A 13781-nucleotide genomic window follows, 5' to 3' on the forward strand; every position below is an offset into this window, starting at 1 on the left:
TGCTCCTCGAAGCGGTTGATATGCGCCGCGACTCACCCTTTTTCGTTCGGGCTCGCGACGGTGCTGGTTGCAAGGAGGCAACGAGGTGCAACGATGTAGCGGATCGGAAACAGGATCTACCCATCAGGCCACGGTTCACGGTGACCCTTGAAACTCAGCCAGCGAAACTTACCCCGGCATCTGTGAAAATGCAATCCGATGGCGTATGGCCGAAAAGCCGACGAACGTCCCATTTTTGGAAGGAAATCCGATGGATCCGAACACTATTTATTATGCGATCGCCGCGGTCCTGGTCGTGGTCGGCGTAGCCGGCACCGTGCTGCCGGCGCTGCCGGGCCTGCCGCTGGTGTTCGCCGGCATGCTGCTGGCGGCTTGGACGGGCGATTTCGAGAAGATCGGGATCCCGACCGTCGTCGTGCTGGCGCTGCTGACCTTGATCTCCCTGGCGGTGGATTTCTGGGCCACCGCCCACGGCGCCAAACGGGTCGGCGCCAGCCGCAAGGCCTTGGTCGGAGCGGTGATCGGCACCTTCGCCGGCCTCTTCGTATTTCCGCCGTTCGGGCTGTTCGTCGGGCCCTTCGCCGGTGCGCTCGCCGGCGAACTGCTGCACCGTCGCAACGTGGATCGGGAGAGCTTGGGCCACGCGGCGAAAGTCGGCTTCGGCACTTGGTTCGGCATCGTCCTCGGCGTAGTGCTGAAGCTGGGCATCGCGTTCGCGATGATCGGCCTGTTCGTGCTGGCCTGGTGGTTGTGAGCGCGTCGACGCGGCCTTAAGCGCGAATGCTTACACTGCTCCCTAACTCGCGACCCTCGTCCTGATGCCTATCGTCGACCGCAAGCCCCGCACTTTCTCCGGCAAACCCCTCGTTTGGCTGCTCTGCCTGCTGATCGCCTGCGCCAGCGGCGCGGCGTGGTCGGTGCCGGCGGCGCTGCTCGCCAAGCCCGCCGCGTCTTCGCCGACGACCGACCCGGCGGCCGACCGCGATACCCGCGACAAACTGGCGCTGCGGCTGCGCACGGCGGACGGCCTGCAGGCCGTCGTCCCGAGCGTCAGCAACGGCGTGGCCACGCTCGACGGTCTGGTCCGCGACGAAGCCCGGCGCAAGACGGCGGCGGCGATCGCGGCGCAAACGCCGGGCGTGGTCAAAGTCGAGAACCGGGTCGAAGTGCATACCGGCCTGGGCACGCGCTTGCGCGCCGCGTTCGACTTGATGGTCGCCAAGCTGATCCAACTGGTGGCGGCGACGCCGCTGCTGCTCGTGGCCGTGGCGATCGTGCTGCTGGCCTCGTGGCTGGGCGGCTTCTTCGCCCGCCGTTTGAATTGGCTGCGGATCAAAAGCAGCAACCCGTACATGGACGGGCTGCTCAAGCGCGTCGTGCAAAGCGTAGCGGTGCTGATCGGCGTGCTGGTCGCATTGGATCTGTTGGGCGCGACCTCGCTGGTCGGCGCCGTGCTCGGTTCGGCGGGCGTGGTCGGCCTGGTGGTCGGCTTCGCCTTCCGCGACATCGCCGAGAACTACGTGTCCGGCGTGCTGCTCAGCCTGCGCCGGCCGTTCTCGCCGGGCGACCACGTGGTGATCGACACCCGCGAAGGCAAAATAGTGGCGCTGAGTTCGCGCGCGACGGTGCTGATGACGATGGACGGCAACGAATTGCTGATCCCGAACGCGATGGTGTTCAAGTCGATCATGCTGAACTACTCGCGCAATCCCAAGCGCCGGTTCGACTTCACCGTTTCGATCGACGCCACCGAATCGATCTCCAAGTCGAGCGCCTTGGCGCTGGAGCAAATCGCCAAGGTGCCGGGCGTGCTGAACGACCCCGCGCCTTCGTCCGTGGTCAAGGATTTCGCGCCGACCGGCATCGTGCTGCAGTTCTTCGGCTGGGTGGACCAGCGCGAGTCCGATTTGGGCAAGACCCGTGGCGAAGCCATCCGCCTGGTCAAGGCCGCCTTCGCCACGGCCGGCATCGATCAGCCGCAGACGACCTACAACATCGTCAGCAAGCGCGCCAGCGCCGAGGAAACGGCGCCGCCGAAGGAAAACGAATCCACCCGCGGCGCGCAGGCCGACACTTCGGTCAACCGCGACATCGACACGCAACTGGCGGCCGCGCAGCGCGCCGAAGACAAGAACCTGCTGGATTCGGGAGAAACCAAGCCATGACGGCACGTCGCATCGCGTTCTGCGCGTTGGGCTCGGCTTCGCTGTTCGGCAGCGCCGCCGTCCAGGCCCAAAGCTACCAGCCGGGCACGCCCGAAGCCTGCACCGCGATCGCGGCCGACGCGGAACGCCTGGCTTGTTACGACACCGCCTTGCAGCGGCAAGCGCCGCGGACGCAACAAGCGGATGCGGCGGCCGCGGCGGCGGCGGCCGAACTCAAGGTCGCCAAGCAGGAGCAACAAGCGGACGGGACGCTTACTGCGAAAGAACGCGCCCGGCGCGCGGTCGACGGCCTGTTCGGCCGCGACATGGTCAGCAGCGACGACGCGGCGCTAGCCAATTCCGGCAAAGGTTCTTTGCTCGACCGGCGTTGGGAATTGGCCAAGGACTCCAAACTCGGTCCGTTCCAATTGCGCGCCTACAAACCGGTCTACTTGTTCCCCGTATTCTGGACCAGCGACAAGAACGAAGCGCCGCATTCGCCCAACCCGAACAACACCGTCGCCGAGCCCGAGCCGCTGAAGCCGCTGGAAGCCAAATTCCAGATCAGCTTCAAGACCAAGCTGGCCGAGAACCTGTTCGGCGACAACGGCGACCTGTGGGGCGGCTACACCCAAAGCTCGCGCTGGCAGGTCTACAACGCCGAGATTTCGCGGCCTTTCCGCGAGACCGATTACGAGCCGGAAGTGATGCTGGTGTTCCGCAACAATTACAGCATCGGCGGTTGGAAGGGGCGGATGACCGGCATCCAACTGACCCACCAATCCAACGGCCGCAGCGATCCGTTATCGCGCAGCTGGAACCGGGCGATCCTGAATTTCGGCCTAGACCGCGAGAACTGGGCATTGAGCATCCGCCCGTGGTACCGCATTCCGGAAGAGCGCAAAGACGACAACAACGCCGATATCGAAGATTACGTCGGACGCATGGACGCTACCCTGGTCTACAACAAAGGCGGCCACGAAGTCGCGTTGATGGCGCGCCATTCCTTGCGCAGCGGCGACCGCTCGCACGGCGCAGTGCAATTCGATTGGGGATTCCCGATCAACAACCTGCTGCGCGGGCATCTGCAGATTTTCGATGGGTACGGCGAGAGTCTGATCGACTACAACCACCGCGCGACGTACATCGGCCTGGGTATTTCGCTGTTGGAGTGGTACTGAGCCGAAGCCCCTCTCCCATCGGGGGAGGGGTTGGGGTGAGGGTTCGGAGAAGTTGCGGGAGTTTCAGCTTACGCCGTTTCTCCGTACCCTCATCCGCCCTTCGGGCACCTTCTCCCGATGGGAGAAGGATGCAAAACACTTCCGTCGGATCGTTATGCCCCGCTGCGCCAGCGCCGATGCTCGACCATCATGCATTGGTCTTGGACGACATCGATCCCAGCCGCCAAGAGGCGTTCCGCGAAAGCGTCGTGACGGATGCCGGTCTGCAGCCACACCGCACGCGGCCGGGCTTTGAGCAGATCGTCCAGATGCGGTTCCAGATCTTCGGGCTTGCGGAAAACGGTCACCACGTCCACCCGGCCCGGAACGTCGGCGACGCTGCGATGCACCGGCTTGCCGAGGATGTCGGACACGTCCGGGTAGTAGACCGGTACCGGCACGATCTCGTAGCCGGCGCGATTCATATACGCCGGAATCATGTGCGCCGGCGCCGGCATGCGGTCTTCCGGCTTGATGCCCAGCACGGCGATCCGCCGCGTCTGCGCCAGCAAACGATCGATGTCGCGATGGTTCTGGATCAGCGAACCGCGCATCAGGCCGCCTCGATCACGACGGGTATCTTGCCGATCCGCGCCTGCCATTCGCGCGGGCCGGTCTTATGCACCGACTCGCCGGCCGAATCGACCGCGACCGTCACCGGCATGTCCTGCACCGTGAATTCGTAGATCGCCTCCATGCCCAGATCCTCGAACGCGACCACGCGCGCGGCCTTGATCGCTTTCGAAACCAGATAAGCCGCGCCGCCGACCGCCATCAGGTACACCGACCGGTGCTTGCGGATCGCTTCGATCGCCGCCGGGCCGCGTTCGGCTTTGCCGACCATGCCCAACAAACCGGTTTCGCTGAGCACTTGTTCGGTGAACTTGTCCATGCGCGTGGCTGTGGTCGGGCCGGCCGGGCCCACCGCCTCGTCGCGCACCGGATCGACCGGACCGACGTAATAGATGAAGCGCCCCGCGAAATCGACCGGCAGCTTTTCGCCTTTGTTGAGCATGTCGACCATGCGCTTGTGCGCCGCGTCGCGACCGGTGAGCAGCTTGCCGTTGAGCAGCAACACTTCGCCGGGTTTCCACGATGCGACTTCCTCGCGAGTCACCGTGTCCAAGTTCACACGACGCCCCTTCGACGAGTCGTAAGCCAGCTTCGGCCAATCTTCCAACGAAGGCGGATCCAGCATCACCGGGCCACTGCCGTCGAGGACGAAATGCGCGTGGCGGGTCGCCGCGCAGTTCGGGATCATCGCGATCGGCAGGTTCGCGGCGTGGGTCGGATAATCCTTGATCTTGATGTCGAGCACCGTGGTCAGGCCGCCCAGGCCCTGCGCGCCGATGCCGAGCGCGTTGACCTTGTCGTAGATCTCCAGGCGCAGCTCTTCCAGCCGGTTGGACGGGCCGCGGGCCTGCAAATCGACGATGTCGATCGGCTCCATCAGCGCTTCTTTGGCCAGCAGCATGGCCTTCTCCGCGGTGCCGCCGATGCCGATGCCGAGCATGCCCGGCGGGCACCAGCCGGCGCCCATCGTCGGCACGGTCTTCAGCACCCAGTCGACGATAGAATCGGACGGGTTGAGCATCGCGAATTTGGATTTGGCTTCCGAGCCGCCGCCCTTCGCGGCGACGATCACGTCCACCGTGTCGCCCGGCACCACCGACACGTTGACCACCGCCGGCGTGTTGTCGCCGGTGTTCTTGCGGCCGCCGGCCGGGTCGCGCAGCACGCTGGCTCGCAATTTGTTGTCGGGATGGTTGTAGGCGCGGCGCACGCCTTCGTTGACCATGTCCTCCACGCCCATCGTGGCGTCCGCCCAGCGCACGTCCATGCCGATCTTCAGGAACACGGTGACGATGCCGGTGTCCTGGCAGATCGGGCGGTGGCCTTCGGCGCACATCCGCGAATTGATCAGGATCTGGGCCATCGCGTCCTTGGCGGCCGGCGACTCTTCGCGCTCGTAGGCGGCGGCGAGGTTCCGGATGTAGTCGACCGGGTGGTAATAGCTGATGTACTGCAGGGCGTCGGCGACGCTCTGGATGAGGTCGTCCTGGCGGATGGCGCGGCTGGGGAGGCTGGTCACGGTGGGTCGGCGGGCTGAAAGCGGGCTGAGCCGATTATTTTAGCGCGCCCGCCGGACATCTCCGGCCTTAAACCTTCCACCGTGGTCGGGCATCTGAATGAGTATGCTGATGGCCACGATGACCGAGCTGATGCCCGCCACCGCGATGGCCGCGCCCGCGCAGGACACCGACGAAGCGCTGGTGCGCGCGTCCAGCGCGGGCGATATGGGCGCTTTCGAGGCGCTCTACCGCCGGCACCTGGGCCGGGTCCATGGCGTGATCCTGCGCCTGGTGGGCGGCCAGAACGGCCGGGCCGAAGACCTGACCCAGGAAGCTTTCGTGAGGGCATGGCAGGCGCTGCCGTCGTACCGTTTCGAAAGCGCCTTCGGCACTTGGCTGTATCGGCTGGCGGCCAACACGGCGCTGATGGAATTGCGTTCGCGCCGCAGCCAGCCGCTGATGGACGCCGACGACGGCTACGATGGCCTGGGCAGCGTCGATTCGGCCGGGTATACCACGGCCCTGTCGGCGGATCTGGAAAAAGTGGTGGCCAGCTTGCCGCCGCGTGCGCGCGCTGTCCTGGTGCTGCACGATGTGGAAGGCTGGAAGCACGAAGAAATCGCCGCCGAGCTGGACATGGCGGTGGGCAGTTCGAAAGCGCAGTTGCACCGGGCACGCATGCTGTTGCGGACCCGGCTCGGAGGTGAAGCATGACCACGCACGACTACAACGCGATGCCGCAAGACCCCGACGGCCTGCCCGACGCGCTGCGCTGGCAGCTGCGCGGCCTGCGCCGCGAGGCGATGCCGGAGCGCGATCTGTGGGCCGGCATCTCCGCCCGCATCGCTGCGGAACCCGTCGCCGCGCAAACTGCGCCGGCGCATGCGGTCGCCCTGCCCTCGCCGCGGCGCAATCTTGGCTGGCTGGCGATGGCGGCTTCGGTCGCCTTGGCGGTCGGCCTGGTATGGCAACTGCGGCCGGCCGGAACCGAAGCCGTTTCCCAATCCGAATCCTTCGCCAGCGCCGCACCGCATGCCGATCCCACCACCGCGATCCTGATTTCGCGCGAGGCTTCGGCCATGACTTGGGAATACAAGGCCGCCTTGCGCGAGATCGACGCCCATAACCGCCCGATCGCCAACGCCGCCGCCCTGCGCCAGCTGGACCGCAGCGCCGCGGAAGTGCGCAGCGCCCTCGCCCAGAACCCCGACGCCCGTTTCCTGCTCGAGCGGCTGCAGAAGCTTTACGCGCAGCGGCTCGCGCTGACCCAACGCCTCGCTTTGAGTTGAAATCGAGCATTACCCGGAGAAACACCATGAAACTGCATCTGCTCACCCTGGCCCTGCTTGTCGGCATCGCCGCTCCGGCCTGGGCGGCCAAGCCCATCGACGAAACCCGCTCGCTGAACCCGCGCGGCACGGTCAGCGTCGAGAACGTGAAGGGCCGCATCGAAGTGCGGGTCTGGGACAAGCCGCAGGTGCACATCGGCGGCAGCCTGGGCGACGGCGTCGAGCAGTTCGAAATCGACGGCAGCGGCGACCGCCTCGACATCGAAGTGAAGTATCCGAACAACAGCCGCAACAGCGAACCCACGAATCTGGTGCTGCAGGTGCCGACCCTGGCCAGCCTGGACATCGACGGCGTCGCGGTCGATATCGACGTCGTCGGCACCGCCGGCGCCGAGCTCAACGTCGACAGCGTCAGCGGCAGCGTGACCGTGGCCGGCGCGCCGCGCCGCGCCGACATCGAAAGCGTCAGCGGCGAAGTCCGGGTCACGCTCAACAGCAGCGAAGTCAGCGTGCAGTCGGTCAGCGGCAACGTCGACTTGCGCGGCCGCTTGAACGGCAGCGTCGAAGCCGAAACCGTCTCCGGCGACCTGCGAGTGGATACCCGCGGCGAACGCCTGCGCAGCCTCAGCGCCAGCAGCGTGTCCGGCAACATCGGCATCCGCGGCGCCCTGGCCGACGGCGGCAAGATCAGCACCGAATCGGTCAGCGGCAACATCGAGATCGCGATGCCGAAATCGCTGTCGGCTAAGGTCAGCGGCGAAAGCTTCAGCGGCGACCTCAGCGCTCCCGGCGCGCACGTCAACCGTGCCAAGTACGGCCCCGGTTCGGACTTCGAACAGCGCTACGGCGGCGGCAACGGCGAGATCCGCATCGAGACCTTTTCCGGCACCGGCCGCCTCGATCTGAACTGACGCGACCCGAACGCCTCCGGCGGCATCCATAGCGAAATACTTCACTCCGCCGGAGGCTTCATGCGACATCTGATCGCCATCGTGGCGCTGCTGATCTGTAGCGCCGGTTCGGCCATCGCCGCCGAATCGCCGAACACCGCCGATTCCACCCAGGCGGTCATGGACCGCACCTTCCAGCGCCTGGGCGCCGAGTTCATCAAAAACGGCCGCACGGACGGGATGTCGATCGCGGTGGTCAAGGACGGCAAAGCCCACTTCTACAATTTCGGCTCGACGACGCGCAAAAAGACGCAGGCCCCCACCGAGCGTTCCGTCTACGAAATCGGTTCGATCAGCAAGATCTTCACCTCGCTGCTGTTGGCGCACGCGGTCAACGAAGGCAAGATCGGCCTGCAGGACGACATCCGCCGCTATTTGCCCGGCGAATATCCCGATCTCGCCTACGAAGGCACCCCCGTCCGCATCGTCGATTTAGCGAATACGACGTCGGCCCTGCCCGACAATCTGCCCAATCCCTTTCCGCAAGGCAAAGTCGATCCCGACAAGGCGCCCTTCATCGCGCTGGAAGCGATGAAGGGCTTCAAGCAGGATCAGGTCTACGAAGAACTGAAGACCGCCAAGCTCAGCGCCAAGCCCGGTACGAAGCCGCAGCATTCGAATCTGGCCGCGGACCTGCTAGGACGGATCCTCGAAAAAATTTACGGCGAGCCTTACGAAACGCTGGTCGCGCGCTATATCGAAAAGCCTTTCGGCATGGCCTCCGGCACCGGCCGCGGCCGCGCGGCCGATGAAGTGGACGGCTACAACAAACGGCAAGTGGCCATGCCGCGCATATACGACCGCGCATTCCTCATGGCGGGCGGATTGCGTTACAGCACGGCGGACATGGCGAAGTTCCTGGCCGCGGAATTGGCTGCGGCCGACCCCGCGATCCGCCTCAGCCAGCAACCGGCCTGGGGCGATCCGGACGATTTCGCGGTCGGTTTGAATTGGACCTTGAGCAAGACCGTCGACGGCAAGCCGCGCCTGCGCATGTCAGGCAGCACGTTCGGCTGCTCGAGCTACATCGAAATGTATCCAGACATGGACTACGGCATCGTCCTGCTCGCCAACCGGCCGGGCGAAACCCAGAACGAAATGCAGGACCTGGCGAACAAGGCGCTGGAGGAAATCTGGGGCAAGCCGCCTGCGCTGGCGACGCTCGAGAAAGGATTGCAAGCGGACGGCTACCGCAACGCCGCGCGGGTCGTCGCCGAGGTGAAGCGCAAGCACCCCGAACTGCATCTGACCGAAGACTACGTCAACGCCTGGGGCTACCGGCTGCTCGGCGAAAACAAAGTCCAACAGGCCGGCGGCCTGTTCCGCTACAACGCCGAACGATGGCCCAAGAGCTGGAACGCCTTCGACAGCCTGGCCGAAGCCTACGAAAAGCTGGGCGACAAGCCGCGCGCGATCGCCAACTACAAGAAATCGCTCGAACTCGATCCGAAGAACCAGAACGCCGTCGAGCATCTGAAGAAGCTCGAGGCGCGCTGAATCGCGCTTGCGGTCCGCAGCGGATTCTTTGCCTCCCCTAAAGCCGGGTCTTCGAACGGTTCGCGAGATCGGCGTCGATGTCGACGCCGGTTTCGCGCTTGACCAGGGCAGCCATCGCGGCCGAATCCAGATCGCCGCGGGTGGCGGCGACGGCGGCGAACCAACGGCGCATCGCATCGTCGCCGGCTTCGCGCGAGACCCGTTGGAATAGCGCGTCCGCGGCCGCGTAACTCGCGGCTTCGGCCAGCCCCTGCGCCTCGGCTTCTTGTTCGGACTCGGATACCGACAATATCGGCGCTTGCGTGCCTCGGCCGACGTTAGCGGCTGGGTCGGCGCGCATGCGCCACCGGCGAAGATCGATCGAGCCGTCGGCCTGAGCGAGATTGTCGGCGCGATTCGCGCGCGCCCGCCGCGCTGCCGCGGGCGCGTAACGCTCGCTGATGCGCATGCCGAGCCACTCGGCTTGGCCTTCCACGAACCAGCGCGGCAGCTCGCGGTGCGATCCGTACATGGAATGCTGCAGTGCGTGGACTTGTTCGTGCGGGATCAAAACGTCCAGCGCGAAATGCCCGTCGAGCGGGCCGATCGGCGACGTCGCCGGGCGGCCGTCGGCCTGCATCGGGACGGTCCACACGATCTCCTTCGAACCCAATGCCGCTGCGAGCCGTCCTTCTGGATCTCGCGCGAACAGGACCGGATGCCAACGGATGTTTGCAACAGGCGCCGCCGCTGCAACGGCGATATCCGCATACATGCTCGCCAAGCGCGGCGCGGACGTAAGCGCATGCCGCTCGGATGCCGCATCGAAATATAAATCGAAGGCCGGGCCCGCCTTGGCGACCGCTCGCACACGCGTGACGCCGGCTTGTCCGGAAGCGGTGCGATCCAAGTGCAGCCCCTCGACAGGCGTCGCCCTGGCGGGCGTATCGGCCCTCGGCATCTGACAAGCCGTCGACGCCCATGCGATGCTGCCGGCCAGCATGGCGAACCGGCCGCATCGCGTCGCCTTGGCGAAAAGCGCGAGACTGTTGCTCATCGTCCCTGCTCACAAGATTCGCCGTATACCTTGCGCAAAGAATAGATCCAGCGCCAGTACCAATTCGGCGCATTCGCGGCTTGGCACGGATCGCAGGCTCGTGAAGGCGGATCGCGGCCGTCATCGTGCACAATCCGGCGATGGTCGACACGCCCGCCCCGCCCGCCGCCGCGCCCAAGCGCTCGCGCGAACACCCGAGCCTGCGCGAGCGCTTCGATGCGATGCGCAACTTGCCGCCGTTCCTCAAGCAGATCTGGGCGACCAGCCCCGCGTTGACCCTGGCCAGCCTGGGTCTGCGCCTGATCCGCGCGCTGATGCCGGTGGTCACGCTGTACATCGGCAAATTGATCATCGACGAAGTCGTGCGCCTGGTCGGCGCCGGCGTGACTTTCGAAAGCCTGTCCACGGCATGGCAAAGCGGCCAGCTGAGCCATTTGCTGACGCTGTTGGCGCTGGAATTCGGTTTGGCGATCGCCTCCGACCTGTCCGGCCGGATGGTCGCGTACGCCGATGGGCTGCTCTCCGAACTGTTCACCAACGCCACCAGCGTGCGTTTGATGGAGCACGCGGCGACGCTGGATCTGGAGGATTTCGAAGATCCCGACCTGCAGGACAAGCTCGACCGCGCCCGCCGCCAGACCATGGGCCGGATGGGCCTGATGAGCCAGTTGTTCAACCAGGCCCAGGACACGATCACCGTGATCAGTTTCGCCGCGGGCCTGCTGGTCTACGCGCCGTGGCTGATCCTGTTGCTGGCGGTGGCGCTGATTCCGGCCTTCGTCGGCGAAGCGCATTTCAACGCCATGAACTATTCGCTGAACTTCCAGTGGACGCCGGAGCGGCGCCAGTTGGAATACCTGCGCCAGATGGGCGCCAGCGTGGAAACGGCGAAAGAAGTGAAGATCTTCAATCTCCACACCTTCTTGGTCGAACGCTATCGCACGCTTTCCGAAAAATTCTTCAAGGCCAGTCGCGCGCTGGCCCGCCGGCGTGCGTTCTGGGGCACGCTGCTCGCCGCGCTCGGCACGTTCGGCTACTACATCGCCTACGCCTACATCGCCTGGCGCACGGTGCGCGGCGATTTCACCATCGGCGACCTCACCTTCCTGGCCGGCAGCTTCCGCCGCTTGCGCCAATTGCTGGAAAGCCTGCTGATCGGCTTCTCGCAAGTGGCCGGGCAAGCGCTGTATCTGGACGACTTGTTCTCGTTCTTCGACATCGAACCGGAAATCGCTTCGCCCCCGAATGCCCTGCCGGTGCCGCGGCCGATTACGCGCGGCTTCGTGTTCGAGAACGTCGGCTTCCGCTACCCCGACGCCGAACGCTGGGCGCTGCGCGGATTGGATTTCGAACTGCGCGCCGGCGAAGTGCTGGCCTTGGTCGGCGAGAACGGTGCCGGCAAGACCACGCTGGTGAAGTTGCTAGCGCGGCTGTACGACCCGGACGAAGGCCGCATCCAGCTCGACGGGCGCGACCTGCGCGAATACGACCTGGACGATCTGCGCGCCAACATCGGCGTGATCTTCCAGGATTTCGTCCGCTACCACCTGAGCGCCGGCGAGAACATCGGCGTGGGCCAGGTCGATGCGATGGACGACCGCGCGCGCATCGAAGCAGCCGCGCGCCGCGCGATGGCCGACGAGGTGATCGCCGGCCTGCCGAACGGCTACGACCAGCCGATCGGCCGCCGCTTCAAAAACGGCGTGGATCTGTCCGGCGGCCAATGGCAGAAAATCGCCATCGCCCGCGCCTACATGCGCGACGCGCAGGTGATGATTTTGGACGAACCGACCGCCGCATTGGACGCGCGCAGCGAATTCGAAGTGTTCCAGAGATTCAAGGAACTCAGCGACGAACGCACCGCGGTGCTGATTTCGCACCGCTTTTCCAGCGTGCGCATGGCGGACCGCATCCTGGTGCTGGCCGAAGGCCGGCTGGAGGCGTCCGGCACGCATGCGCAGCTGATGGCGCAAGGCGGGCGGTATGCGGAGTTGTTCGAATTGCAGGCGGCGGGGTATCGCTGACCCGCATTTGTAGAGCGGAGCTTGCTCCGCTGCTCTGCGCGAGAAAGCAGCGGGGCAAGCCCCGCTCTACAAAGCAAGGGCAAAGCAGCGGAGCAAGCTCCGCTCTACACGAGCCGCGTCAGAAGAGATCGGATTGGCTGGCGGGCAACGAATATTCGAGCCGTCCCTCCACGATCCGTGCCGCCGACGTATACGGATGCGGCTCTTCGCGCCCCGGCGCCATCAGGTGGATTACCTCCCATCCGCGCGACTTGAAATCGTCCGCGATCAAACCGCGATGGCACTGCCACCACACCGCCTCGGCGCACATCGCCGCCGTGCGCTCGCGGCGCGCCGTCGCTTCCAGCCTTTCCCGCGCCGCCGCGTACTCGGCGGTCATCATGTAGTCCGCGTAACCGCGGAACCCGTCGTTGCGCCAGGCCGTATTAGGCGAATCCGGCCGCGCCGGCCGTCGACCGCCTAATTCCGGCAACGGCCAATAGCGGATGCCGGCCTCGGCCAGCGCTGGTCCCATCGCTTGTCCGGAAAACTGCGGATGCCGCCGCGACCCGGCGAAGCGCCTGACGTCGGCCAATACCGCGATCCGCGCTTCCTGCAGCATGCCGACGAAAACGCCCCAATCGCGGGTGGAATGGCCGATGGTCCAAATGGTGTCCATGGGTCGAGGTTAGACCGGGCGCGGCTCAGAAGATGAGAACCGATCTCATCCTTCGGGTACAATGGCCGCAGCTCTCCCATTGCCATCCCCTGCATGTCTTCCGCGTTTGGCACCGAAACGGTGCTGGATGTCCGTCACTGGACGGACGATTACTTCAGCTTCACCACCACCCGCGACGACGGTTTCCGCTTCGAGAACGGCCAGTTCGTGATGATCGGCCTGGAAGTGGACGGCCGGCCGCTGCTGCGCGCCTATTCGATCGCCAGCGCGAATTGGGAAGAGCAGCTCGAGTTCTTCAGCATCAAGGTGCCGAACGGCCCGCTGACGTCGCGCCTGAAGGAGATCAAGCCCGGCGACAGCGTGCTGATAGGACGCAAACCCACCGGCACCTTGCTGATCCACGATCTGCACCCCGGACGCAATCTTTATCTGCTGGGCACCGGCACCGGCTTGGCGCCTTGGCTGGCGGTGATCAAGGATCCCGAAACCTACGAGCGCTTCGACAAGATCGTGCTTGCCCACGGCGTGCGCAGCGCGGGCGACTTGGCTTACCGCGACTACATCCTCAACGAACTGCCGCGGCACGAATTCTTGGGCGAGCAGATCGCCGCGAAGCTGAAGTACTACCCGGCGGCGACACGCGAGGATTTCGCGTTCGACGGCCACAGCCGACGCGGCCGCCTGACCGAGCTGCTCGATAGCGGCCGCATGCAGGAGCAGCTCGGGCTCGAGGCTTTGGACGCCGAACACGACCGCGCGATGATTTGCGGCAGCCCGCAGATGCTCACCGACTTCCGCGCCATCCTGGACGCCCGCGGCTTCGGCGCCGCGCCGCGCATCGGCGTGCCGGGCCAGTACGTGTTCGAGCGCGCGTTCGTCGAGAAGTAGCTT

At 65.4% G+C, this 13781-nt stretch carries 13 protein-coding genes; 9 read left to right on the forward strand and 4 right to left on the reverse strand.

Annotated features, from left to right (window positions below):
* The first annotated feature begins 250 nt into the window (after positions 1–250).
* From FCE95_RS03845 to FCE95_RS03855, 3 genes are all read left to right on the forward strand, one after another.
* Entirely contained in the window at positions 251–754 is a 504-nt protein-coding gene (locus tag FCE95_RS03845) for a DUF456 domain-containing protein (RefSeq protein WP_137265653.1), read from the forward strand.
* 64 nt (positions 755–818) lie between these two features.
* Positions 819–2165 carry a mechanosensitive ion channel family protein gene (locus FCE95_RS03850; protein WP_137265654.1) on the forward strand — a complete coding sequence of 449 codons (1347 nt, stop codon included), beginning with the start codon at positions 819–821 and terminating at the stop codon, positions 2163–2165.
* Positions 2162–3325 carry a phospholipase A gene (locus FCE95_RS03855; RefSeq protein WP_137265655.1) on the forward strand — a complete coding sequence of 388 codons (1164 nt, stop codon included), beginning with the start codon at positions 2162–2164 and terminating at the stop codon, positions 3323–3325. Before FCE95_RS03850 ends, FCE95_RS03855 begins: the two co-directional genes overlap by 4 nt.
* A gap of 152 nt (positions 3326–3477) precedes the next feature.
* On the opposite strand, the gene FCE95_RS03860 is transcribed toward FCE95_RS03855, so the two are convergent.
* Both FCE95_RS03860 and FCE95_RS03865 read right to left on the reverse strand, forming a co-directional pair.
* The gene (locus FCE95_RS03860; protein ID WP_137265656.1) at positions 3478–3918 is read right to left on the reverse strand and encodes a CoA-binding protein; all 441 of its coding nucleotides are present in this window, start codon (positions 3916–3918) and stop codon (positions 3478–3480) included.
* Positions 3918–5456, reverse strand: coding sequence for a fumarate hydratase (locus FCE95_RS03865; RefSeq protein ID WP_137265657.1), 1539 nt, complete (start codon positions 5454–5456; stop codon positions 3918–3920). The genes FCE95_RS03860 and FCE95_RS03865 overlap by 1 nt, the downstream gene beginning before the upstream one ends.
* Positions 5457–5565: 109 nt before the next feature.
* Here FCE95_RS03865 and FCE95_RS03870 point away from each other — a divergent pair, with 109 nt between their 5' ends.
* Genes FCE95_RS03870 through FCE95_RS03885 form a run of 4 tightly spaced genes read left to right on the forward strand, consistent with a single transcriptional unit; the run spans position 5566 to position 9172 of the window.
* Positions 5566–6150, forward strand: a complete 585-nt coding sequence (locus tag FCE95_RS03870) for an RNA polymerase sigma factor (protein ID WP_223266760.1) — start codon at positions 5566–5568, stop codon at positions 6148–6150.
* Positions 6147–6725, forward strand: a complete 579-nt coding sequence (locus FCE95_RS03875) for a DUF3379 domain-containing protein (RefSeq protein ID WP_137265658.1) — start codon at positions 6147–6149, stop codon at positions 6723–6725. Before FCE95_RS03870 ends, FCE95_RS03875 begins: the two co-directional genes overlap by 4 nt.
* Before the next feature lie 26 nt (positions 6726–6751).
* Positions 6752–7636 (forward strand): DUF4097 family beta strand repeat-containing protein, encoded by an 885-nt coding sequence (locus FCE95_RS03880; protein ID WP_137265659.1) that lies wholly within the window; start codon positions 6752–6754, stop codon positions 7634–7636.
* A gap of 60 nt (positions 7637–7696) precedes the next feature.
* Positions 7697–9172 (forward strand): serine hydrolase, encoded by a 1476-nt coding sequence (locus tag FCE95_RS03885; protein WP_137265660.1) that lies wholly within the window; start codon positions 7697–7699, stop codon positions 9170–9172.
* 37 nt (positions 9173–9209) lie between these two features.
* On the opposite strand, the gene FCE95_RS03890 is transcribed toward FCE95_RS03885, so the two are convergent.
* Positions 9210–10208 carry a hypothetical protein gene (locus tag FCE95_RS03890; RefSeq protein ID WP_137265661.1) on the reverse strand — a complete coding sequence of 333 codons (999 nt, stop codon included), beginning with the start codon at positions 10206–10208 and terminating at the stop codon, positions 9210–9212.
* A gap of 140 nt (positions 10209–10348) precedes the next feature.
* On the opposite strand from FCE95_RS03890, the gene FCE95_RS03895 reads away from it, so the two are divergent.
* Entirely contained in the window at positions 10349–12232 is a 1884-nt protein-coding gene (locus FCE95_RS03895; protein WP_137265662.1) for an ABC transporter ATP-binding protein, read from the forward strand.
* 118 nt (positions 12233–12350) lie between these two features.
* Here FCE95_RS03895 and FCE95_RS03900 read toward each other — a convergent pair whose 3' ends face one another.
* Complete coding sequence (locus FCE95_RS03900; protein ID WP_137265663.1) at positions 12351–12890, reverse strand: DUF488 domain-containing protein; 540 nt, start codon at positions 12888–12890, stop codon at positions 12351–12353.
* 93 nt (positions 12891–12983) lie between these two features.
* On the opposite strand from FCE95_RS03900, the gene FCE95_RS03905 reads away from it, so the two are divergent.
* The gene (locus FCE95_RS03905; protein ID WP_137265664.1) at positions 12984–13778 is read left to right on the forward strand and encodes a ferredoxin--NADP reductase; all 795 of its coding nucleotides are present in this window, start codon (positions 12984–12986) and stop codon (positions 13776–13778) included.
* Positions 13779–13781 lie beyond the last annotated feature (3 nt).

Origin of the sequence: Luteimonas gilva, assembly GCF_005239095.1 — a bacterium.
GTDB classification, from domain to species: domain Bacteria; phylum Pseudomonadota; class Gammaproteobacteria; order Xanthomonadales; family Xanthomonadaceae; genus Luteimonas_C; species Luteimonas_C gilva.